The following is a 23774-nucleotide window of genomic DNA, read 5'->3' on the forward strand; positions in this document are numbered from 1 at the left end:
ATCATAGGTTGTGGCACGTGTGGATCACGATTGGGAGGCAGCCGTTCCCCTTTGGATGGTCTTGGTATCACAGAGATCGAGGCTTTGCAAGATTGCGTTGAGTTCCGAAAACAGCGACGGCCAGTCGCTCTGGCGCATGTGGATCTCGAATGAGGCCGGACTCAGAAACCGCAGCCGCTTTTTGAGCTGGTCCACCAATCGGTGGACGGCGACTTCAGGGATGACGGCCTTCGGATGAAACACGATCGTCACCGCCTGGCCGTGCACCTCGATCGAGTTCAAGCGAAGACGTTTGGCGTGGGTCCGGAGTTGCATCACTTCGAGCAGTCGTTCGACCGGTTCCGGGGGAGGGCCGTACCGGTCTTGAATCTCCCCATGCAGCAGGGCCAACTCGCCGACTTGTCCGCACGCCGTCAGTCGTTTGTAGAGGGACAGACGGTGGTGGGGGTCCGCCACGTACTGCTCCGGAATAAACGCCGACACGGGCAACTGGAGCGTGGGGTCGGGCTCCTCCTCGATCACATGTCCCTTCAACCGTTGGACGGCCTGTTCCACCATTTGCATGTACAGGTCCAAGCCGATCGCGGCGATATGGCCCGATTGCTGTTTGCCCAGAAGATTGCCCGCTCCTCGAATCTCCAAGTCCGCCGCCGCGATGCGGAATCCGGACCCGAGTTCGGTGAATTGCTGAATCGCGATCAATCGTTTTTGCGCATCGCCGGTGAGCGTGCCCTCATCGGGAATCAGGAAGTAGGCGTAGGCCTGTTCTCCACCGCGTCCGACCCGCCCGCGCAACTGATACAACTGCGCGAGGCCGAACAGATCCGCCCGGTTGACGATGATGGTGTTGGCGTTGGGGACGTCGAGCCCGGACTGGATGATGGCGGAGGCGATCAAGACGTCCGCCTCGCGCTTCACGAATTTCAGCATCACGGCTTCCAACGGTCGGGCATCCATCTGACCGTGCGCCATGACCATGCGGGCTTCGGGAACCAACTGGTGCAGCCATGCCCCGATCCGCTCCATGGTTTCCACCCGATTGTGAACGAAATAGACCTGTCCCCCGCGCCCAAGCTCTCGGAGGATGGCATCTCGCACGGCCTTGTCGCTGAATCGGACCACCTCGGTCTTGATCGCCAATCGTCCGGCGGGCGGCGTATCGATGATCGAGAGGTCCCGCACGCTCGACATCGCCATTTGGAGGGTGCGTGGAATGGGGGTGGCGGTTAACGTCAGGACATCGACCTGGGTGCGAAGTTGTTTCAGCCGCTCCTTATGTTTGACGCCGAACCATTGCTCTTCATCGATGATCACGAGGCCGAGTTGCCGGAAGGACACGTCTTTCTGCAGCAGCCGGTGCGTGCCGATCACGACATCGACGGTTCCCGCCGCCACATCCTTTAGAATAGCGTTGGTCTCTTTGGCCGACTGAAACCGTGAGAGCAGCGCGACACGCATCGGAAAGGGGGCGAATCGTTCGGCAAAGTTCTCATGATGTTGATGGGCCAAGAGCGTGGTCGGAACCAGGACCGCCACTTGGCGGTCATGTTCCACGGCTTTGAAGGCGGCGCGCATGGCCACTTCCGTCTTTCCGTACCCGACATCCCCGCAGACCAACCGGTCCATGGGCTTCGTCGATTCCATGTCGCGGGCGATGTCTTCGATGGCTCTCAGTTGATCCGCCGTTTCTTCGTACTCAAAGGCGGCTTCAAATTCGTGGTACAGGGTTGTGGTCGTGCCATAGGCATTGCGTTTCACCAGCTCGCGGTTTGCGTAGAGATCGATCAATTCCTGGGCCATCTCCTCGATATCCTTCTTCACCCTCGCGGTGGTCTTGGCCCAACTGGTGCCGCCCAGGCGATCGAGCCGCGGGGCATGGCCTTCGGCTCCGCTGTACCGTTGGACCTGGTTCAACCGATCGAGAGGAACATAGAGGGTGTCACCACCGGAGAACTCCAGAATGAGGAAGTCGCTCTCGAAATCTTGGACCGAGAGGCGCTTGAGTCCTCGATATTTCGCGATGCCGTGTTGGACATGCACGACATAGTCGCCTACGTTCAGGTCTTCCAAGGAGGAGAGGAAGGTCGCGGTCCTGCTTTTCGGCTGCGGTTTGTGGCGCGCTCCTTTTGCGAAGAGTTCTTCTTCCGTCAGAAGGGCGAGTCGAAGGTCTCCGGACAGAAACCCCGACGAGAGATCGCCGTGCAAAACATGAAACGGCAGTTTACCGGTCCTGTGGCCGGACCAGGAGGTCGGTTTCCACGGGTCGGCAGGCAAATCGTGCTCTCGGAGCAAGGCCAGTAAGCGATCGACCTGTCCGCGGCTTCGCGCCACCAAGACGACCCGATGTTCGTTCCGGAGTCCTTCCAACAGGCCGAGGGTCTGGCTGAAGGCCGTGCCTCTGATACCGAGTCCGATACTCCCCGGGGTTTGTGTGGAAAACGAAAACATCTGATTCCAGGATGAGTCCGGTGCCGTCAATGGCTCGAGGGCCAACAGAGGCCAAGACGCGATCCGCTGCTGAATGCCCTGCCAAGTCAGAAAGAGTCGTTCGGGGGAGGGATACGGACGCGTGGCATCACGGTCGACATGACGGAGATATCCGTCGTCGATTTTTCCCCAAGCCGCCTCACAAGCTTGTTTCAGCCTATCCGGTTGGTCCAGAGCGAGGATCGGATCGGCCGTAAGGTAATCGAACAGCGTATCCATGGAGTCGTACAGGTCGGGGCTTCGCCATTCGGCATCCGAGGGGATCGACTCGATCTCGTCCGAAGCGTGCGGGGGCCGAAGGAATTCCCGTGCGGGCAATACCCAGCCCTCGTTCAATTTTGTGATGGAGGTCTGAGTGGAGGGGTCGAACAACCGAATCGATTCGACCTGGTCGCCCAGAAATTCCACCCGGACCGGGTTGGCGTAGGCGGTCGAGAAAATATCCACGATGCCGCCACGGATGCTGAACTCTCCGGGAATTTCCACGACGGACACGCGTCGGTATCCGAGGCGAAGGAGGTTGGTGATGAGTGACTCGCGTTCAAAGGCCGCCGCTGTTTCGAAGCGGAAGATCGCCTGCTCGAACGTCGAACGTGGAATGACACGGTGCATCGCCGCGGCGACGGAGGTGACGAGGATGGCGGGAGGGTTGACCAACAAGCGATGGAGCGTCGTCATGTGGTGCGCGATCAAGCCGACATGCGGTGCCGTCGCTTCATAGGGGAGCGTTTCCCATTCCGGGAACCAGGCGAGGTTTGCGATCGGACGACCCATGAGTTCATGGAAAAAACACAAGTCATTATACGTTCGTTCGGCGGCGTCGTCGTTTGCCGTGACGACCACCCACGGCCCGGCGTGGTTCGGAGTATGTCTGGGCGTGTCGTTCAACAGAGCCAAGGCACAAGCCGCAGTGGAGCCGTGGGCTCCCAGCAGACAGACACGGGGTCGGTCTTGGCCGAGTGCTGAACGAAGCGGAGCGAGCCAGGGTAAGGTTTGGGGATCGGTGTCAGACACGCATTACTTCGTGGTTGATCGGATGCGTTGAAGAAGCCCCGTCGTGGACATGCCGGGAACCAGCGGGATCGTCTTGACCACACCTCCACGAGCCTCGACCATTTCACGGCCGACGATCCGATCGATCCCCCAATCCCCGCCCTTGACCAGGACGTCCGGTTGAACGGCCGTGATAAGTGGGAGGGGGTCCGATTCATCGAAAACGACCACGAAATCCACGCAGCCTAAGGCCGCCAGTATTTCCGCCCGTTGTGCCTCGGGCACAATCGGTCGATCAGGCGCCTTGCCCAGGGTGCGGACCGAGGTATCACTGTTCACACCGACGACCAGAATATCGCCGAGAGCCTTCGCCGCCTGCAGATATCGGGTATGTCCGATATGCATCAAGTCGAAACAGCCGTTGGTGAAAACAATCCGCTTCCCCTGAGCCCGTTCACTGGAAAGTATGGAAAGCAGTCGATCGCGGGGCACCACCTTTGTGATCATGAGACCATCATACCGCGCAGACCGTGGCGTCGGCTACATGGAAAGCTCGTAGGGTACCGGTTCCTGAGGACCTTCGAAGGAGGGAGAACATTACACGGGGGTCGTGACGCGACCCTCAAGTCATCAGGCAATGGACCGATAGAGCACGTAACGAACTCGAAGGTTCCGGGTATGGGTGTGCCCGAAGCGTGGATCATGATGACCGATGGCATAAGCATGTTCTGGATCATTGCGGCGGCCAATGTTCTGCTGGTCGCTCCCTTGATTTTCTTCCTTATGCAGACATCCCGGCGGGCGCGGGTGGATGAGTTCCGCGCGGAAGCTGAACGAGCCAAGTTCCAAGAAAACGAGCAGAGGCTCAGAAGTATTTTGGAAGCGGAACCCCATGGGATATTGGTGCTGGGACGGGACTATCGGGTGCTTCAAATCAATCCTGCCGGTTGTCTCCTCTTCGATGCGGGTTTTTCAGAAGAGATCGTGGGAACCGATATTCGAACGTATATCCAGGCGAACGATCGTCTGCAGATCGAGGAAATGCATAGGGCGGCCGAGGAAGGCCGAGAAACCTGCGGAAAGGGGCGGCTCGTCGGACTATCGGGTCAGGTCCGTTGGGCCGAGATCACGTTCGTCCCGCTTCCGACCGCTGACGGCACGGTGCACGCGGTTCTCAGCGTCGTCCGGGATGTGACAGAACAGAGGCGCGCCGATCGTCGGCAAGCCCTCCAGCATGCCGTGGCCAAAGTGCTTGCCGGCACTTCCACGGTCGAACAAGCGGTCCCTGACCTCCTCCAGGCCATTGTGCTCAATCTCGATTGGCAGGCCGGTTTGTTTTGGCGGGTGCAGGACGACCGGCGAACCATCGTCTGCACGCAGGACTGGGCGGTGGATAGAACGGTGGCGCAGGAGTTTTTGAGCAGGAGCCGACAGGACGCCCACGTTGCGGGGGAGGATCTCCCGGGGCACTGTTGGGCCCGCGGCGAACCGGTGTGGGTACAGGATATTACAAGAGACCCTCTGTTCACTCGTGGAGCCGTCGAAGGGGCGAGCAGGCTGCGCGCAGCCTGCTCGTTTCCGGTTTGGCTCAGGGCCAATGTCTATGGCGTCATGGAGCTCTTCAGCGGCGAGCCTCAGGCCGTGGATTGGGATCTACTGAAGACCTTGGGCACGATCGGGAGACAGATCGGTCTTTTCGTCGAACGAACCGAAGTGGAAGCGGCGCTGCACGAGAACGAAGCCCGTACCAGTCTGATCATCGACACCGCGCTGGACGCCGTGATGACGATGGATCGTGCGGGTCGAATTACCGAGTGGAACGCGCAGGCCGAGCAGATTTTCGGCTGGTCCGCTCATGAGGTGATCGGGCGTGATGTAGCCGACACCATTTTCCCGCCGTCTCATCGCGCCGGCTATCGCGAGTACGTTCAGCGACTCGTAGAATTTCGTGACGCGCCCATGACCAACAGGCTGGTTGAAATGATCGGGTTCCGGCGCGACGGCAGCGAATTTCCCATCGAGATTGCCATGACGCCGTTGGCGATCGAGGGTTCCGTGATCTTCAGCGCGTTTATCCGTGACATCACGAGTCGGAAAGAATCGGAGCACGTGTTGAAGAGCAATGCGCAGCAATTGGAACAGATCAATCACCAGCTGGATGCCGCGTTGAGGGAAGCCAAGGCTGCGACCGACGCCAAGTCGTCGTTCCTGGCGACGATGAGTCACGAAATCCGCACACCCATGAATGGTGTCATCGGGATGACCGGTCTCCTCATGGAGACCGCCCTCACGGAGGAACAGCGGGAATATGCGGAAACCGTTCGCGCCTGCGGCGATCATCTGTTGACGGTCATCAACGACATTCTCGATTTTTCCAAGATCGAAGCGGGAAAGCTGGATTTGGAAGTGATCGAATTCGACCTTCGCCTTGCCATCGACGAGTCGTTGGATCTTGTGGCGGAACGCGCGTCATCCAAAGGGCTCAATCTAGCTTGTCTGTTCCATGCCGATGTCCCGCGGTATCTGCTTGGTGATCCCGGACGTCTTCGGCAGATCGTGATGAACTTGACGGCGAATGCCATCAAGTTCACCGAAAGCGGCGATGTGGTGGTGGAGGTGACGGTCGAGACGCAATCCAAAGAGGAGGCGAGGATTCGCGTCTCGGTCACGGATACCGGCATCGGCATCGCAGAAGAAGCACGCGAACGGCTGTTTCAGTCGTTCAGCCAAGCCGATGGATCCACGACCAGAAAGTATGGCGGGACGGGGCTCGGCTTGGCGATATGCAAACGTCTTGTCGAAATGATGGGGGGAACGATCGGGGTGACGAGCCGAGTCGGAGAGGGGAGTTGTTTTTGGTTTACGGTGACTCTTCGCAAACAGGCCGAAGATTCCCGGACCGCCGATCTCTCTGCCCCCGTGCTGACGGATCTTCACATTTTGATCGTGGACGACAAGGCCATCAATCGAAGGATCTTGGAGCTGATGACGAGGAAATGGGGCATGCTCCCGACGGTGGTCCGCAGCGGCTCCGAGGCGTTGGACGCCCTGAGCCGCCGTGACGGGCAACCGCGGTTCGCGCTTGCGTTGTTGGATGTCGACATGAGTCCGACGGACGGAATCGAATTGGCGCGTACGATAAAGACACGGACGGAAGGAGGCGATGCCAAACTGGTGCTGCTCACGTCGTTGGGCCGACGGGGAGATGCAAAGACGGCCAAAGAAGCGGGATTGGCAGCCTACTTGACCAAGCCGATCCGCGAGCGACAGTTGCACGATTGTCTCGTCGCGGTCATCACGCAACGCCCCGTTGCGCCAGGTACGTCGGCTGCGAAGGAGCCGCCGCTCGTCACGCGGCACACGCTCGCGGAATCCAAAGCTCAAGTGGATCTCCGCATCCTCCTGGCCGAGGACAACGTCATCAATCAAAAAGTGGCCGTTCGCCTCTTCCAACGGTTAGGATATCGCATTGATGTCGTGGCCAACGGGCGCGAAGCGGTCGAAGCGGTGTCTCGCGTTCGTTACGACGTGGTGTTCATGGATTGCCAGATGCCGGACGTGGATGGATTGGAGGCGACATGCCTGATCCGAAAACATGAAGCGTCCGGAACCCGCCGTCCGGCACGGATCATCGCCATGACGGCGAACGCCATGCAGGGAGACCGAGAACGATGTCTGGCCGCGGGGATGGACGACTATCTCCCCAAACCTATTTCGATAGACACGCTGGCCGGGGTTTTGGATCGAGTCAACCGGGAACAGGAATGTTCCCGAATCGATCCTAGTCAGGAAGCCGCATAACAAGCGGTTGCCTCTCAAGGCCTATTCAGCCGTCAGGACAATCCAAGCGTCAATTGCTCGGGGATGTCGTTGAGCCGATTCGGTCGGTCGGAGCGGGATGATGAGTCGACGGCATGGGGTGGGGATGGAGAGGAACGATCCTCGATCAGTTGAGCGGGCGATACGAGTTCCTCCAATGGACCCCGACAGGCGCCGCAGTGATGGCGCTTCGGTTGAATCGTTCTTCGCTGCCGTCGATAGAGATGGCCGCAGTCTCGGCATCGCCAGGCGAATTTCGAGAGGGCCATCACTTCCTTCTCCAACGAGTGGTACGTCGTCACGGCTACTTCTCCAGATCGATTCATCTGTGTCATTTTCCGCAAAAACTCCAGGCCATGATCCGGTCGACGTTTCAGCACATCGAACTGCCATTGATGGATCATTTCATGAGCCAAGGTGTTGAGCAACTCCTGTTCCGCGTAGGGTGTTCGTGCGGCGAGTTGTTCGAAGAGCGGGACGGAAAGGCGAATTTCGCGACGACGGTGCGTGATGGCCGAAGGGTACGATGTCTTTGGCCCCTCTCGACTAGCAAACATCCCGACCGAGGCGGTCAGACGCTGACTCCAGACGATCTCGATCGGCCTGAGTGAACCAGCAAAATACCGTCCGTTCAAATGTTGCCAACGAGCCTGTAGCCATTCGGAAGAACAGAGTATCGAAAGGCTCGAGGCTGCGGGAGTACGGCTCATCCCAATTCCTCCAAGACGGCCGCCGCGAGTAATGGCAACATGATTTCGTGATGGCCGGTCAAGGAATAGCCCTGGCCGCCCTTTTGTGTGGGGCGACGCACGACGTTGGTCTGCGGCCGGTAATGGGAAAGAAAGTCCATGTTTACGGTCGTAATGTCGGCGATCGAATGGCCGAGGTTTCTCCCCAGCGACAGTGTCTTCAAAAAGACTTCCGGCAGAATCACGGCCGAGCCGACGTTCAGATAGACGCCACCTTCCATCCCGGCGACGACAGCGGTCAGACGCCTGAAGTCCAGGAGAGAAGTGGCTCCGATGGCTGCGCCGTCCGCCGAGGGGTGCATGTGGATAATATCGGTCCCGACCGCGACATGCACGGTGACCGGAATACCGAGTTTCGCTCCCGTGGCGAGAATGCTGACCGCTCGATGTGGGAATTGATCCGCTGTTTGGTTCATGTAGCGTCCGATGGCTTCACCCAGCCCATGGCCGTCCTTCGCGCCTCGTGCGATGGCCTCATTCAGCATCCGTCCCGTTTCTTCCGCCATGCCGAACCGCCCCTCATCGATCTCGGCATCGACTTCTTCGGACGTGTGACCCATGAGTGCCAGTTCGAAGTCGTGAATGATTCCGGCCCCGTTCATGGCCACGGCTGTGATGATGCCTCGTTCCATCAAGTCCGTGATGATCGGCGAAAGTCCGACTTTGATCACATGGGCTCCGATTCCCAGGATGACGGGGCGACGCCTTCGATGCGCCTTCACGATGGCTTGGGTGACTGCCCGCAACGTCTTGACCGCCAAAATGTCCGGTAGACGGGAAGAGAAGGTCGAGAAGGTTCCTCCGCGTTTCCACGGCGCAGCCAAGTCCGAAAGCCGGACTTTGCTGTGTCGTTTTTTCAGCGGATAGGTCGTGAGGTCAGACGCATTGATCGGAGGGATCAAGGCGGGAGGCCGAGCCGAGGCAGTCCGATCAGGACGCTTTCCCAAGGAGATGATCCTCTACCAATTCGCACAGGACGTGGCCGAGCGTGATGTGGCTTTCTTGAATCCGAGACGTGACCGTCGATGGGACGATGAATGGATGCTCGACCAACCCGGCCAGCTTTCCGCCGTTGGCGCCGGTCCAGGCGATCGTGGTCAAGCCACAGTCGCGGGCCGCTTCGATCCCCTTCAGCACGTTGGGAGAATTCCCACTCGTACTGATGCCGATGGCGATATCGCCTTGTCGGCCGTGCGCCCGCACTTGGCGGGCAAACAATTCCTCATAGCCATAGTCGTTGGCGATGCAGGTGATGGCGGCAATGTCCGTCGCCAGGGCGATGGCGGGCAAGGGCACCCGCTCGCGCTTGTATCGTCCCACGAACTCCGCGGCGATATGCGCGGCGTCGGTCGAGCTTCCCCCATTACCAAACAGAAGCACCTTATTGCCGTTGTGGAACGCCTTGGCGATGAGCGTCGCGACCTGCACGATACGATCGGCGTGATCGCGCGCAAACTGCTGCTTGACGCGGGCGCTGTCCGCAAAAGCGGTCAAAACAATCGTTTGCATAGCGCGATTCTAGGGGAGGTGGTCCGTCGTGTCAAACTCAGGCGCGATGTATTGTCTGAGACAGACTGTTGATGTAAGCAACCGGCTTGGCGATCCTTCGGCCCAAATAATTATGGGTGTTCCGGTCGAGTTTTCGGCGAAGCTCTCGGTTCATCGACGATAGACCTCACGGCGGTGGCCGATGGTTACCACGGTGATCTGCTTTCGGACGTTGTCGATTTCATACACCACTCGATAGGTGCCCACACGGATTCGATACAAGGGAACTCCAGGTGAATTTCTTCGCACCTTGCGGTTGAGGATTCTCTTTCAGCCTGAGTATCGCCGCATCGATCCGGCGCAATACCTGATCGTCAAGCCGTTCCAGTTCCTTGCCGGCAGATGGCTTGATGACAGACGGTAGGTCACAGACGACCGGCCTTTTTCAGGTTTTGCCGCACCTTTTCATATGGCACCGGCCTTTCGGCTCGGCGCTCATACCATCGTGCAACATCGATCAGGTCCTCCTCTTGAGCGCTGAATCCGTCCCATTGGTCGTCGCGCGGGCGAAGCATTACCGGACTTAGAGAGGGATTCTTGCCGTCAACTATTTTGAGATAGGTTCATCACTCATTGGGTTTTCACAGATCAACGGATCAAGCCGATCGGCATGTTGATGGGCCCACCTAAGCCATTGGTCCGTCGGGCTTTTTGACTGAACTTCGCCGTGTTTGGAAACCAGCATGTCCTTGAGCGCTGCGAGATAGTTTCGAAGCTGTCGGGCCTTGGCCCAGTTGGCGGCCTCTTGCTCTAGTGCTCGCCGTCTGGCCAGTTCTTCTTCTTGCCTCTGCGCCTCTTCTTGTCTCCGAAGTTGGGCCTCACGCCGCAAGCGCTCTTCCTCTTCCTGTCTGAGTCGGCGGACCTTGGCAGCCTCGGCGATTTTGATTAATCCCACGATAAAGTCATTCAGGCACGTTTCAAGTCTAGTGGTCTTTCGGTCGCTCCAGCTCTTTTGGATGCCATCGATTCCCCAAGTGCCAATCTTCAAAAAGAGATTGCCTGTCGGAATGTATTGATACCGGCGGCGCATCCACGATTCGAGTCGCGAATTCTTCTGATCCGGATGGTCGAGTCGTTGAAATCGTTCCTCAAGCCCGAACTCGATGGATTCGCCATTGATACGAACTCCCAGAGTCTTGTCGTAGCCGTCCCGAATGTCAACTGGATAGCCGCGGGATTCGAGCTCCTTGAACAGGGTGTTCATGATTCGCAGGGCTCGACCAAGGCTTGTCGGGCTTACGCGTATGTTGAGCTGTCTGATGTTCCCTGACCAAATGGCACCGTAGTCATCCACTTTCGGCGATCGCCATTCAGCTAAGTGTTCTTCAAGTAATCGATGCGGATTGGTCAGTCGGTCTGGCACAACGATCTTCTGCTCAGAAGCTTGCTCGGCGGTGATCCGTTGCTCGGCATATTCTGAGAGTGGTACTACAGATTCGAGTCGGATGGTACGGTGAATCGTCACTGCCTGCTTGGATGGATCAGTGTTTGGCGGGAGCGGCGATTGTTTGACTGTTTTTCCTGTCTCTTTGCGTCTCCAGTACCCGCGCCAAGGGTAGGGGACGTTCAACTTTTTGCAGATTTTGGCCAAGGCAACGTCTGAAATTCCGTACTCTTTGGCAAGCTTGGTCATGGGGTGTCGACCACACCAGGTCGTATAAGGCTTGCCGAGTTAGTTCTGTCTCTTTGCAGCGTTCATCAAACATGATTCACCCTCCTCCTGTCCATGGTAGGTGAGGTTGCATAACGGCAAAGATAGTGCAAGCTCGCAGCTAGACGGAATAAGGCAATAGATTTGGGAAATACGAGATTCTATTATGCTCGATCGCAGCGCTTCCTTTTGGAGAAGTGTCATGCCCCTGAGGGAACCGAATCAATGTTCCAGGTGACAACCATTGTCCCCGATCCCTTTTGTGTGCCTGCCTGTCGAATTGAACAGACATATGGCCAATGGTATAGTCGTCGCGCCATGACACAAGACCAATCCGTCAAGACGCTCGTGATCGCATTGATCGATGACACGGCCTCGGCGGTTTATTCGATCAACCGACTCACCCCCGATACGTTGTGTTTTGTGTTGCCTGAAGGCAGCAAAGCCTTGGTGGAATCGGAGGTACAGCCGAAGATCCAACAGATGCCGAGACGATGGGATTGGATCGTGGTGACAGACGCAACGGAGTTTCCCTCCGTGTATCGGACGATCGCACGGTCGTTACCGGATCTCTTGAGGACATGGGAGATTCAGCCGGGAGAGCTGGTCGTGGACCTCAGTGGAGGAACCGCGGCGATGGCTGGAGCGCTTACCTTGGCCGCGTTCCCGTGGACTTCGCGGGTGATCAAACTGGTTCAGGCGCGCGAAGGTTTGGAGGGCGATCGTATCGAGTTGGGTCCGAGAACGCTTATCTGGACTCAGACGAATCCATGGGATGAGCAGGGAGCGGTATCGCGCCGAGACGGATGTGAATTGTTTAACCGAGGCTTGTTTCACGCCGCCGCCAACATGTTTCACGACATCGAACTCCTGGTGAGTGGCGGACAGAAGCCGCTGTATCGTGCCTTAAAGGACTTAGCCGAGGGCTATGAATTATGGGAACGGTTTCATTACCGCCAGGCTTGGGACAAATTGAAGACCGCGATCAAGGCCCTTGAGATGGCTTCCTTATGGGGCGGACCTCCCGGACTGAAAGCGATTCTCCCCTCGCTCAAGGTCAACGCGAGCTTCCTTGAAAAAGTCGTGTTGGATCCGGCGGAGGTCAAAGAATCCATCGCACTGGACCTGCTGGCGGCCGTGAATAGGAGACTCCATGTTCGCCACGATCCCGAAACGGCTATGACGGCGCTCGTTCGCGCTCTGGAGGCGTTCGCGCAAGGCCGGCTCTATAAGTCCTACAAGATCAAGAGTTGGGACGTTTCGCCGGGACAGCTTCCGCAAGCGCTTCAAGAGACTTGCCGCACTTGCTACCTGGAAGACGTCGATGGCAAATACAAACTGCCGCTTCAAGCCCAGTTTCGTGTGCTGGCCGGGTTGGGTGATCAGCTGGGTCAGGCGTTCTTAAAGGAATGGCCGAAGATGAAGCCATTGCTGGACGCCGCGAACCACGCGGTGTTGGGCCACGGCTTCGAGCCCATCAAGGCGGAGCGAGTGCAGCAGCTCTACGATGTGGTCGTCAAACTGTCGGGCGTCAATGAGGCGTCGTTGCCGAAATTTCCTGTCCTTGACCTATCATGAGGAGTTGGAATCAATCATGGAGAGAGGACCTTGTTGGTATGGAAGTCCTCTCTCTTGAACTCTGACCTCACTTCGTGAGTCAATCCGATCGTGTAATTCCCAACTGGCTATCCGTCGTCAGTGTGTATGGAAATTAGGATCTACTACGAGGACACCGACTGCGGCGGGGTCGTCTACTATGCCAATTATCTGAAATACTTTGAGCGAGCCCGGACCGAATATCTTGAAGGGCGAGGGTATTCGGTCGCGGCCTTGATGGAACAGGGCACCATCTTTGTGGTCGTGCATGCCGAAGTGGACTACTGTTCACCAGGGCGATATGGAGAAACTCTGGTTATCGACACCGAAGTCGGCGAGGTGACAGGGGCTGCGTTGACATTTTCGCATGTCGTGCGCGAGAAGGTGACCGGCCGTGTGGTGGTGAAAGGCTTGGCTCGGCTGGCGGCGACTGACGGGAACGGGAAGGTCACACGTCTGGACAGAGGCATGGTCACCGCGCTCCAGTCAGCACCGCATTCTGCCGCAATCCCCCGTCCATAACATCACGGTGGCCGACCTCAGGGTGTCCCTTTCATTCCGTACCGCGACGTTCTCTTGCTCTCACCGTCTGGTGGTTTCGCGAAGATCTAAACTCGTGTTCGAGTCGCGCGGGTGGGAAAACATCAGACTGACCCTTAGAAAAAGGAGAGGCCTGGCGAACTGTTGGTCGGTCGTGCCAGGTGGCTCAGGAGGTCCTTCGTTGTCCCGAGCAGCAATGGATGGGCGCAGTGAGAAACCAAAAAGACGGGTCGGTCAAAGGGGCGGTGAGCGCACTGTATTCTTGGTCTCGTACTTCGGTCAGGCTTCCACCGGCCTGTTCAGAGGCGCGTATCCCTTCCAAGCTTTGTACCCACCACCGGCTCCAGGGACTGCCGCCACGGACTACCGATGCGCTCACTTCATGACGGATATCGACCAAGCCACAGCGGTCGAACAGTACCGGTAGCGTTCGTCCAAAAACCGGATCATATCCACGTTCGGCCCACCATTCGCCGTTTTTCCAGGCGCATTGATATGGGATGTAGTGTGAATGGGCTGGGTCGACCGGCGCCACCATCCCCCAGTCGCCGTCTTCATCGATGAGCCATCCGCCCGGTCGCAAGCACTCCACCATGCGGCGGATGGCGATCTCCTGTTTACCCGCAAGCCAAAACAATACAAGGCGCGCACAGACGAGATCGAATGAAGCGAGGCCTAAAGCATCCAGTGAATCGTTGAGAATGTCGTGCCGGCGGACCTGGAGATTGGGAAGGTCAAGCCGATTGAGGGAGGTGGTATCGACGTCGGTGGCCACAACTCGGCCGTTGCCCCCGACTTGCTGGGCAAGCCATACGGCCATCGATCCGCGGCCGGCGCCCACTTCGAGACAGCGCCAGCCTGGTTGGACGCAGGCACGCCGCTGGCGGGAGATAGGATCGAAGATGTTTTCGAGGAGGCCTAGGCGCTCATCTTCAATCTCTCGACGGCCTGTCGCGGCGAGCCGATACATCGGTTCAGATGTATCGATTCGTTCGCTATTCTTTCCATCCTGATGTCGCGTCACGGCGCTACCCTATCTGCGGTCTGTTGGGGTGTCAATCTTACCAGGAAAGTTTTGAACGCAAGGGCGTTCTGAGCAGTCAACGCTGCATCATGAATTGGCTTTCGCGACCTTCAAGATAGCCAACTACGACAATACATCAACAGCTTATGGCCATAATCGCGACTGCTACACTTCAAGGTGACTGGACAATGGTTGGATTCCTAAATGGTGCGACCTCTATTGGTATCGACACTGGTCGCGTTGCTTCCCGGCGCCGTCTCACCGGCCTGGTGCAGCGATGGTATCTTCCGGAACACACCAACCTCGCATCGGTCAGCAGGCTTTTCGACTCTGCAGACGGTTGATCCCACTTTCGTTCAAGCCGAACGAGTTCGAACCACCTTCACATCGCATGTTCAATATCCCTCCGTTGTGTCCCCTCGCTTCCGGGACCTGACTCCGGAGGCCGTGCGCCCGCAGATCGAACATCTGCAGGCGATGACGACATGGTTCGAGGGAAAATTGGCGACCGAGGCGGAAATTGCATACAGCCCAACAGGAATGACCTGGCCGATGTCTCCTATAGTGCCGACCCGAACCGATGGATCTGCACGCATGTTCAGAATCGGACTCATCGCCTCAGAGGGAAGTCTACGATACGGAGTGACGTTCCGTCAGGCAGGACGAGGTTTCCTCCTGAGCCCAGACCGGGCGACGCGGGAGGTTTGGGGTGAATGGAAAAATGGATGGGTGACGTTCCGAAATGCCGTTGGTCAAACGTGGAACAATGTCGAAGCTGAAATCACACGATCCCGATTGGAGCAGACCTATGGGCGGGTTGGATTGATTCTGAACAAGCCCTTGTGGCCGGAATTCAGCATCACCTATGCGAGGAACTCTCTGAACAGCCTCCTCGATCCCATAGGCGTGACTTCGCAACGGTCCTCCAACCATACGATTGAAGGCGCCGTGGTCCTTCAGCGCCCGGGTTGGGATATACGATTCGCGTCAAGTTATATCCTTGCGAACGATTTCCTCCGCGGCAACGCCGATAGCAGCATCAGAGTACAGACCCTTTCGGCCATTCTCCGTCCGATCAGTACGCTGACCATCTCACCCGTTCTCGCCTATCGTCAAGAATTTCAATCCTGGTCCGGCGTACGCATCGACAATCCAACCGCCTCACTCGCGTTCAGTTACCAGCGGAATCCGCAGTTACACTTCAGCGCGATGGGTAACTATTCAAGTTTTTATTCCTCCGATGGGCTAATCCACAATGAAAATCTCAGGTGGAGAGGTGTCGTGGATTGGACGGCATATTCGTCGGCCGAGTGGGCCACCAAGGTGGGGGTCGAAGCAGGGTACAACCGCGTGACCAATCGGGTCGCCCATTCTGCCGATATCGAGGACATCTCCGGCCTCGTACGGTTAGGGATCGTGGCACGCTAGTCGTGCAATAGGTTCCACGACCGTTCTTACATCGCCGCCCCCTGATCACGCGATCGTTGTACCTCTTGAATCGTGAGATCATCTCGTATGGGGTGGTATTATGCGCCGACTCGTCGCGCGAACCGCTCCAAACGCAGCCACAGCACTTCTTCTCCAACTGCATATCCGACGATCAGCGGAAATGAAAGCCAGGCCAGAGTCGTGTCCGACCAATCGGTCACGTACGCGATTACCCCGCACAGAAGCGCCAGAAACAGGGAGGAGATCTGGAGCATGCGCAGGTGCTTGCCGTAGAAGACCATGATGTGCGCATTTTCCGACGGATTCAGTTTCGCGTTGACCTCGGCGTTGATGTAACCCAGAAAACCGATGAAACACAGAGCCGCCATGCTCCAATACCACCCGTGCACGCTATGGGCTACGAAATACACGGCAAAACACTGTGCGGCTCCAAGTGCGAACGGCATCACACCGTCTGCGAGTTTCGGAACGTATAACAGGATGACGAATCCTCTGATGAATCCGTTCCAGACGAGGGCGAAGATGATCAAGGTGTTGGCGGCGAGCAGCCAGTGGGAGGGAGTAAAGTGCTTCCCTTCCTCAAAGCAGACCAATGCCAAAAACCCGAAACAGGTGGCTTGGATCACGCTGATGACGGTGTAAAAGGTGACGTGATGGGTATCGAGTAGGGCGGCGAGTAGTCTGACTCGAGAATGTTCGCTCGTTTCAGGTGTGGCGGGAATCTCGGCGTGATAGTCCATGTCCTGTGTTCCGCAGTGAACGATGTGCAAGCCACGCGAAAGGAACCAAGCCTTCGGCTCCTCCAGAGATTGATCGCCGATCGGTCGAGCTAAGAAATTGGGGGTACTATCCGTACGAAGCGATACTATGTCAAGCCTCATTCGGCAGGCATTTCTTTGGAACCGAAGTCATCGATGACAGAGGGCTTACCCGCTCGCGATGGATGTGTGAAGGAACAAGTGGTCATGGTGGAATAGGGGGTGCGGGGAGCAGATTGGGAGGTCGAAAGCGCCAAACTCTGTCCAAGCTCATGATGTAAAGGGTGGTTTTCGCCAGGTCAGTGATTCGTCACCGGCTGAGTGGAGAACCCTTGAAGTTTCTTGCCGATTTGCGCCTTTGCGTCGCCTGCCGTGCTCCCGGATTCTGACCACTGTGTAATCACGATTTCCATTCGCCGGTTCTTGCTCCGACCTTTTTCGGTGTCATTGGCCGCGATAGGTTTGGTATCGGCGTATCCCACGGCTTTGACCCGGTCGGCTTCAAGCCCTCCAGTGACCAGTACCTGAATGGCATGTTCAGCGCGCATCCGGGAGAGTTCGATGTTATCCCGAAAGTTTTTCCGGAGGTCGTTCCGAAGCGGTGTGTTGTCGGTATGCCCAGCCACTTCGACGCTTTGGTATCGGAATCCATGCAAGACGGCTCCGACTCGCTCGAGCAGGGAGGTCCCTCCGAGCGTGACTGTGGCGTCACCTGTGGAGAATAACTCACCGGTTGCAAAGGCGAGGGTCAATTTATTGCCTCGCTGCCTCAGGGTTACACTGCCCTTTTTGAGTTCGGGTTGCAGAAGGCTCGCAAGGCTCTCATTCATTTTGCCGAGATCGCTGCTTAATGAATCTTCGTCATCTGCGGCCGTGGCGGTGGGCCCAAGCAGGTTCGTGACGGATAGATTCTGATCGAGAGATTGCAAAGGAAGGGCGGGAGGATTCTCTTCTTGAGCGGGAGCCGGTTCGGCTGGTCTGGAGAGATTGCGTTCACTGTCGGCCAGTAATTGCTTTGTGCGTGCGAGTTCCGCGTCCCTCGCCATGAGCTGGGGATTGAGCTCCGCCAGCTTTAGCGTGACTTGTTTGAGGTCCTCTCTGGCCTGCGCCAATTCTTGTTCTTTTCTTGCCATCAGCTGTTCTGCTTCAGTCGCACGACGCTTCGCCTGCAGTAGTTCCTGTTCTTTCCCCGCTACGGTCTGCTGGTCCGCGTCGGTGGCACGACGCTTCGCGAGTTCCTGTTCTTTTCCCGTCGTCAGCTGTTCGGCTTCGGTCGCGCGACGCTTGGCCAGCGCCAGTTCTTGGTCTTTCTTGGTCATCTGTTGTTCGGCTTCGATCGCCCGGCGCTTGGCCTGGGCGAGTTCCTGCTCTTTCCCCGCCGTCAGCTGTTCGGCTTCGGTCGCGCGACGCTTGGCCAGCGCCAAGTCCTGCTCTTTTCCTGCCATCTGCTGTTCGACTTCGGCGATGCGACGCTTGACCTGTGCCAGTTCATGGTCTTTCCCCGCCGTCAGCTGTTCGGCTTCAATCGCCCGGCGCTTGGCCAGCGCCAAGTCCTGCTCTTTCTTCGCCAGTTGCTGTTCGGCTTCAGCGATCCGGCGCTTGGCCTGAATCAATTCTTGTCCCTTCGCCGTCGCCGCCATCTGCTGTTCGATTTCCGCGATGCGGCGTTTGGCCTGGTTGAGCTCGTCCGTCTGTGACGCAAGATCTTCTCGAAGCTTTTTGGAATTCTCATGGGCGCTGGCTCGCTGGGCTGCGAGCTCATTCTCCTTGGCGTGGAGCTGAAGAACGAGCTCGCCGATCCGTCGCTTTGCATTCTCAAGAAAGGTCTGCTGGAGATTGTTTCTCGCCACGCTCGATTCATCTTGCGACGCCGGGCCGTCTGACTCTCCTCGATTGCGCAGGGCGTTGAGTTCCTGATCTTTTTGGGTCAGTTGCGTTTCTAGCGAACCGACGTGTTGTTTTTCCAGGTTCAGGAGCTCACTTGCAGTCGTAAGCTGCTCGCGCAACGCGGACAGCTCTTTCTCCTTTGCCGCGAGCTGCTGTTGAAGCTGGTCCAGGGGCGGCTTCTTTCCTTCCCCTGCCTTCGAAAGTTGCGTTGCCGGGGACGGCGTGTTTGGAGAGATACGTTCATCGTACACTTGGTAGACGTGGGGAACGTTCAGCCTGTTTGGCCCACGTTGTTCATTGATCGAGCCATAGAAGAACGGAAGAGGAGCACGCGCATGTTGTGCACGATCCGGTCGTAACTCCACGGATGGGCTGATCCCCAACGGCTGAACGATGGCCATCGAAACCGGTACGTTTCCGCACATCATGGCGATGACTACGAGAGCGGAGGCGGATAACTTGATGCTCATGTCTCACCCACAAGTAAATACTGGCCACAAATGATTCGCGCCACACCGACGGACTTCACGCATTCCAGGGTGACATGAAATCCGCTAATGAAGCATAGGAGGAAGCACTTGAGTTCAATTTCAAATCGACATCGGCGTTTTTTCCCCTCTTCATGAGAGGGAAGAGAGAGAAATCGATCCTATCGCCTTCGTGATCCACTTTGCAACGGGCAATGAAGTTGTTCGCTCTCGTGATCGATCATGTGCCGGAGAGTGCCGCGTCGGTTCGTCAGATGAGATACAGTGCCGAACCTCATCGTAGCCGGCCCTACTCCATCGGGTAGAGCGGGTCTTTGCTCAAGGACCGTTTCTCTCGTTCGGTGAAACTCCCCGAACAGTGGTAGCCTTCCTGATTCAAGAATGGGAAGACAAGCATGAGCCAGTTCGTCTTAATTTGTACGTCGTCGGGCACCAGTCGCCCCTTTCTCTCGCGGGCTGCGAGCTTGAGATTGAGCAGACAACCTTCTTTGGTGTACCCACTTGCCGTCACTCTCCCAGGCCCATCCGATCCTCCTCCCGACTTGTGGGCTGGGGACGCGCAGGCGGCTAGAAGCATCGAAGCGACGACTAGGGCAACATAGTACAAGCGTTTTATGACCATCCCCAGAAATCCTGAGATCTCAATTGAATTGATGAACCAACGGACCTCATGAAATAAGGCGACGGTCTACTTTCGTGAGCGGCATATACTCGTGCCTCAAAGTTGTTCAGAGATCCCAGGGCGCCAGATTGTCCGAGAAAGGTCAGAAGGGTGTCAAGAAACCGGCGGAGAAATATCCTCAGTTGAGGGTTCGTCGTGTAGAGGTGACATTCGAGGTGTAGGGTACCCAGTCTTGGTCCCCATCTTCTGTGGATAACCTTGTGAACAAGTCGGCTTGTGGACCAAACGATGTGCAAATGACGTATCTATTCATCAAACTGCCTACTTTTTAGGCGTCCGCCCCGTCCCTGAATGACCACATCTAATAGGGGGTCTATGTCCTAGTCTTTAGTTTTTCGCGCATTCCTAGCAAAACAGCTGGACACTCTACGAACAAGCTTACCGGAATTATTAGTTCGATCACCAGATGCATGGTTATCCACAGCCGCCGGGATTTTCTGTGGATCGCAGACGGACTGATAGGCCTGGAGCGCTGTTTCTAATCTGTCAAGAGCCGGTCGGAAAAGGAAGCGGACTCGTTGGTGGGAAAGGTAGGGTCAAATAGTCGCGCCGGGTGCTACTTTTTTCGGTATACATTGAGCCCGATCTTCTCTTGCCGATTCGGAATGGTCACATTCCCTTCCGTTGAAGCTATGATGATCGTCTTCCCCGTTGACGACGGGCCGTACTCTTTCGAGAGATCGACTCGAATCGTCAACACGGTTCCCTCAACCGTCATCTCGACATTCTTCATGATTCGTATCCTTCCGTCACTCGAATGATGATACGGTACCTCTGTTGCGACGAGTAGAAAAGACCGACCTGGTGTGGTCCGTTTGGGGTTTACGCTTCACTGCGTACGTGAACGATGGTGCTATCGAATGGCCGAATGGTCATATGTTAACGAGCGAAGTTTGTGCCGGCGAGCTTTTTCGCCACGGTTGTTAAATGGCGTTGAGCGTCGGCACCTTGAAAACTGAAGGTCAACACAAAACCGGAACACTGGGTGTACCCAGTGCCGCCGGGACCTTTGCCGTTTCGAAAATCACCGATGACCATGTCGCTCCCCGTACAAATCGGGAATGTCGTTCGCTTGAACGCCGAGTTCTCCAAATACACATCGATCATTTGTTTGGCCTCCGCCGTCGTCTCGCTCTGTTGATCGACATGCACGTACACCGACAGCACTTGACCGTTGGACCATTGCCATGCACAACCTTCACCCGTGCCCATCCGAGACTGCACGGCGGTTAGCGTCGGAGCGGTCAACAGACTGCAGACTTGGGTCGCCATGGGGCTCTCTGCGTAGACGGGTGAAGCCATGAGAAAGCCCCAGAGGGCGATGCAATGTCTGGGATTCAAGGACCGCACCTTACGTGCTGTAACGCTTGCGAAGATGAGTCATGCTGCGCTCCACCGCAATGCGTTGTTCCCAAATCTTCCTCATCGTTCCATCAGCAGAACGATGAAGTCAATTGTATTCCCTGTGATTTGCCCATTCAATGGTCTACTTGAAGTAACCTGGGCTGGACGCCCGTAGCGGGCAGGCGCCATACATACTCATGTAAACTGTAAACTGGCGTCGTAGGCACAACGCTGATCTGAGGGATGTTGCTTCACAGGCCCCACCAATTTCGACGCAGCGACCGCGCATCCTGACGAATTGAGACGCCGGGGCGGTCGGAGCCAAGCCGATCTTTCAGTATTCGATCTGAACATATCACCATTCACCACGTTGACCATCCCACAGGACTGGCTGGCCAGGCAGTCCCGCTTGTGCAGCGGAGTTAAGACTGGTTCCCCACCATGTAGGCGATGGTTCAAGACCGACCCCTTGACGGATTTCCCTATACAGCAATATTCTGCTTCGGCGTCCTGCCGTGCTCTCCTTAGCGAAGGTGACCGTCATGCAAGGTAAAGACCCGTTCTTCGCACTCCTCGGTTTATTCATCCTTGGTACGACGTTTTTCTTCTGTGGTAAAGGGTCGATTACGGCACCTCCTCCGGTCGCATTGGAAACCCCGGCTGAAATTCCTCCAACGACACCAAAACTCATTGAGCCGCCGCCATCGCCACCACCATTGCCGTCGGTATCTGCGCCGGTGAGAGCAGCCGCGATGTCTGGGAACTGGACATGCTGGCTCTGGACGGTGGTGGGAGCTGGTCTCCTGGGATGGGGAATCAAGGGCGTAGTGCTGGGACCAGTGATAGATGACAAGCGTCGTGAGGTGGAACGCCTCATGAGTAAGGTCATCATGCTCGCGAATCAACCGCCGGAGGTTCGAACGGTTGAGAAGCGGGTCGAGGTACCGGTCGAACGGGTGGTGCTGAAACGTGTTGAAGTACCGGTGGAGAAAGTCGTCGATCGGCCGTTCGACAATCCGGAGCAGTTGGCTCGGATCAAGGCATTGGAAGGCGAGGTCGCCGTGATCGCTGGGCTGTTTACGCAGATCGCTCAACTCAAACCCTTGTCTTCACAGGTCGGGGAGAGGCGTAGCGAGGGGCGGGTGGTGGTGCCGGTCGACAATCCGGAGCAGCTGGCCCGGATCAAGGCGTTGGAAGGCGAGGTGGCCGAGATCGCCGATCTTCGTGCGCAGATTGCTGAGCTCCGGGCCGTGGCCTCACAGGCCGGGGAGAAGGTCGTCGAGAAGCGGATCGAGACTCCCCCTGAGCAGATTGTCGTAAAGAATGAGGACGTGCCGGTTGAAACGATGAGCAAACCAGCCGAGGAGCTACGTCATGCCGGTGCGGTTGAGTTCTCGGATGAGGGACCAGCGGTCGGAGCGTCGCCCGATGATCTGAAACAGATCCGCGGAGTCGGACCGGCGTTAGAACGGTTTCTCCACAAGCGGGGCGTCTTGTGGTTCCGCCAAGTGGCGACCTGGAGCCAGACGGACATCGACAAATTCGAGTTCCTCTTGCCTAACTTTGGAGGGCGCATACAACGAGAAAACTGGGTGCGCAGCGCCCAAGTCGAGCATTACAAGAAGTATAAGCAGTGGCTCGGCGACGGCGAGCCCCCGAGTGTGAGTCCCGATCTTCGTGCGCAGATTGCTGAGCTCCGGGCCGTGTCTTCACAGGCCGGGGAGAAGAGTGGCGAGAAGCGGATTGAGACTCTCGCTGAGCAGATTGTCGTAAAGAATGAGGACGTACCGGTTGAAACGATGAGCGAAACCGTCGGGGACCTGGATCGTGCCGATGCCGTTGCGCCGTCGGTTGAGGGCCAAGCGGTTGGAGAGTCGCCCGATGATCTGAAACAGATCCGCGGGGTCGGTCCGGCATTAGAACGGTTCCTCCACAAACGGGGCGTCTTCTGGTTCAGCCAGGTCGCAACCTGGAGCCAGACGGACATCGACAAATTCGAGTTCCTCTTGCCTAACTTTGGGGGGCGCATCCAGCGCGAAAACTGGGTGCGCAGTGCGCAGGTCGAGCACTACAAGAAGTATAAGCAGTGGCTCGGCGACGATGGGCCCTCAAATACACAGGTTTAGGCAACACTACACCGCGATTTCTATCTCTCGCACTTCTTGTCCTTTGATTTCCTCGTCGACGGCGGCCAAGTATTCGCGGATGGCGTCCTGGATGTTTTGAATCGCTTCTTGTTCGGTCGTGCCTTGTGACCAGCAACCTGGAAGCCCGGGGACGGAGACGGCATAACTTTCTTCTGATTTGTGCAAAGCGACTCGATATTTCATATCAGCCTCGTATCTACAACGCGTCTTGCCTGCTCCAGCAAGCAGTGTAGGCATCCGATCGCCGAAAGTCCAGGGCTAGAGCGATTGTTCTCAGTTGAACTCAAATCAATGGAAATCACAGATTGCGCGGGCCTAGCGGCAGTACGGGTATCGGCTGCGTGAGATCGCCGACCATCTGGGCGTGCATGAGGCCACGGGGAGCCGGCGGCTCAAGCGGGCTGAAGCCCGGTATGCGTCGTAGCGCAGGTGGTTCCTATCCCTGTGTCCCTCGCCTCCGTCACCTAGCGTGAGAGCGGTTGTCAGATCGTCCCCCGCCCGCATGGCTAGGGTCGCAAGCAGCGGGCGTTGACAGGCGGTCTTTGCTTGCCTTCTCAACGTCATCTCGTACAATCCCAGCAAGCATCGTAGAGATGGATGGGATGAAGGCGA

Annotated in this window: 17 protein-coding genes; 5 read left to right on the forward strand and 12 right to left on the reverse strand. The window is 57.1% G+C overall.

Going from position 1 to position 23774, the window contains the following annotated elements; translation table 11 throughout:
• Window positions 1-24: 24 nt before the first annotated feature.
• Both A4E19_06880 and A4E19_06885 read right to left on the reverse strand, forming a co-directional pair.
• Entirely contained in the window at window positions 25-3501 is a 3477-nt protein-coding gene (locus A4E19_06880; GenBank protein ID OQW33063.1) for a hypothetical protein, read from the reverse strand.
• 3 nt (window positions 3502-3504) lie between these two features.
• Complete coding sequence (locus A4E19_06885; GenBank protein OQW33064.1) at window positions 3505-3987, reverse strand: glycerol-3-phosphate cytidylyltransferase; 483 nt, start codon at window positions 3985-3987, stop codon at window positions 3505-3507.
• Window positions 3988-4158: 171 nt separating this feature from the next.
• On the opposite strand from A4E19_06885, the gene A4E19_06890 reads away from it, so the two are divergent.
• Complete coding sequence (locus tag A4E19_06890; GenBank protein OQW33065.1) at window positions 4159-7281, forward strand: hypothetical protein; 3123 nt, start codon at window positions 4159-4161, stop codon at window positions 7279-7281.
• A gap of 32 nt (window positions 7282-7313) precedes the next feature.
• On the opposite strand, the gene A4E19_06895 is transcribed toward A4E19_06890, so the two are convergent.
• The 4 genes from A4E19_06895 to A4E19_06910 all read right to left on the reverse strand — a co-directional run bounded on the left by A4E19_06895 (window position 7314) and on the right by A4E19_06910 (window position 11229).
• On the reverse strand, window positions 7314-8009 hold the full coding sequence (locus A4E19_06895) for a hypothetical protein (GenBank protein OQW33066.1): 696 nt from the start codon (window positions 8007-8009) through the stop codon (window positions 7314-7316).
• A complete protein-coding gene (locus A4E19_06900) occupies window positions 8006-8950 on the reverse strand; it encodes a hypothetical protein (GenBank protein ID OQW33200.1) in 945 nt (314 codons plus the stop codon). The genes A4E19_06895 and A4E19_06900 overlap by 4 nt, the downstream gene beginning before the upstream one ends.
• A gap of 28 nt (window positions 8951-8978) precedes the next feature.
• Window positions 8979-9557, reverse strand: coding sequence for a phosphoheptose isomerase (locus tag A4E19_06905; protein ID OQW33067.1), 579 nt, complete (start codon window positions 9555-9557; stop codon window positions 8979-8981).
• A 586-nt stretch (window positions 9558-10143) separates the two neighbouring features.
• A complete protein-coding gene (locus A4E19_06910) occupies window positions 10144-11229 on the reverse strand; it encodes a hypothetical protein (GenBank protein OQW33068.1) in 1086 nt (361 codons plus the stop codon).
• Window positions 11230-11472: 243 nt separating this feature from the next.
• Here A4E19_06910 and A4E19_06915 point away from each other — a divergent pair, with 243 nt between their 5' ends.
• Window positions 11473-12825 (forward strand): hypothetical protein, encoded by a 1353-nt coding sequence (locus A4E19_06915; protein ID OQW33069.1) that lies wholly within the window; start codon window positions 11473-11475, stop codon window positions 12823-12825.
• A 126-nt stretch (window positions 12826-12951) separates the two neighbouring features.
• Window positions 12952-13365 (forward strand): hypothetical protein, encoded by a 414-nt coding sequence (locus A4E19_06920; GenBank protein OQW33070.1) that lies wholly within the window; start codon window positions 12952-12954, stop codon window positions 13363-13365.
• A 184-nt stretch (window positions 13366-13549) separates the two neighbouring features.
• Here the strand turns inward: A4E19_06920 and A4E19_06925 are convergent, their stop codons facing one another.
• Window positions 13550-14353, reverse strand: a complete 804-nt coding sequence (locus tag A4E19_06925; protein OQW33071.1) for a hypothetical protein — start codon at window positions 14351-14353, stop codon at window positions 13550-13552.
• A 258-nt stretch (window positions 14354-14611) separates the two neighbouring features.
• Here A4E19_06925 and A4E19_06930 point away from each other — a divergent pair, with 258 nt between their 5' ends.
• Window positions 14612-15835 carry a hypothetical protein gene (locus A4E19_06930; GenBank protein OQW33072.1) on the forward strand — a complete coding sequence of 408 codons (1224 nt, stop codon included), beginning with the start codon at window positions 14612-14614 and terminating at the stop codon, window positions 15833-15835.
• A 98-nt stretch (window positions 15836-15933) separates the two neighbouring features.
• Here A4E19_06930 and A4E19_06935 read toward each other — a convergent pair whose 3' ends face one another.
• From A4E19_06935 to A4E19_06950, 4 genes are all read right to left on the reverse strand, one after another.
• A complete protein-coding gene (locus A4E19_06935) occupies window positions 15934-16596 on the reverse strand; it encodes a hypothetical protein (protein OQW33073.1) in 663 nt (220 codons plus the stop codon).
• Window positions 16597-16913: 317 nt separating this feature from the next.
• Window positions 16914-18971, reverse strand: coding sequence for a hypothetical protein (locus A4E19_06940; protein ID OQW33074.1), 2058 nt, complete (start codon window positions 18969-18971; stop codon window positions 16914-16916).
• A 307-nt stretch (window positions 18972-19278) separates the two neighbouring features.
• Window positions 19279-19611, reverse strand: coding sequence for a hypothetical protein (locus A4E19_06945; protein ID OQW33075.1), 333 nt, complete (start codon window positions 19609-19611; stop codon window positions 19279-19281).
• A gap of 939 nt (window positions 19612-20550) precedes the next feature.
• Window positions 20551-20943 carry a hypothetical protein gene (locus A4E19_06950; GenBank protein ID OQW33076.1) on the reverse strand — a complete coding sequence of 131 codons (393 nt, stop codon included), beginning with the start codon at window positions 20941-20943 and terminating at the stop codon, window positions 20551-20553.
• A 614-nt stretch (window positions 20944-21557) separates the two neighbouring features.
• Between A4E19_06950 and A4E19_06955 the strand changes: the two genes are divergently transcribed.
• Window positions 21558-23141 carry a hypothetical protein gene (locus A4E19_06955; protein OQW33077.1) on the forward strand — a complete coding sequence of 528 codons (1584 nt, stop codon included), beginning with the start codon at window positions 21558-21560 and terminating at the stop codon, window positions 23139-23141.
• A gap of 6 nt (window positions 23142-23147) precedes the next feature.
• On the opposite strand, the gene A4E19_06960 is transcribed toward A4E19_06955, so the two are convergent.
• Window positions 23148-23345, reverse strand: a complete 198-nt coding sequence (locus tag A4E19_06960; protein OQW33078.1) for a hypothetical protein — start codon at window positions 23343-23345, stop codon at window positions 23148-23150.
• Between the last annotated feature and the right edge of the window lie 429 nt (window positions 23346-23774).

The organism is Nitrospira sp. SG-bin1, assembly GCA_002083365.1.
GTDB lineage: Bacteria > Nitrospirota > Nitrospiria > Nitrospirales > Nitrospiraceae > Nitrospira_D.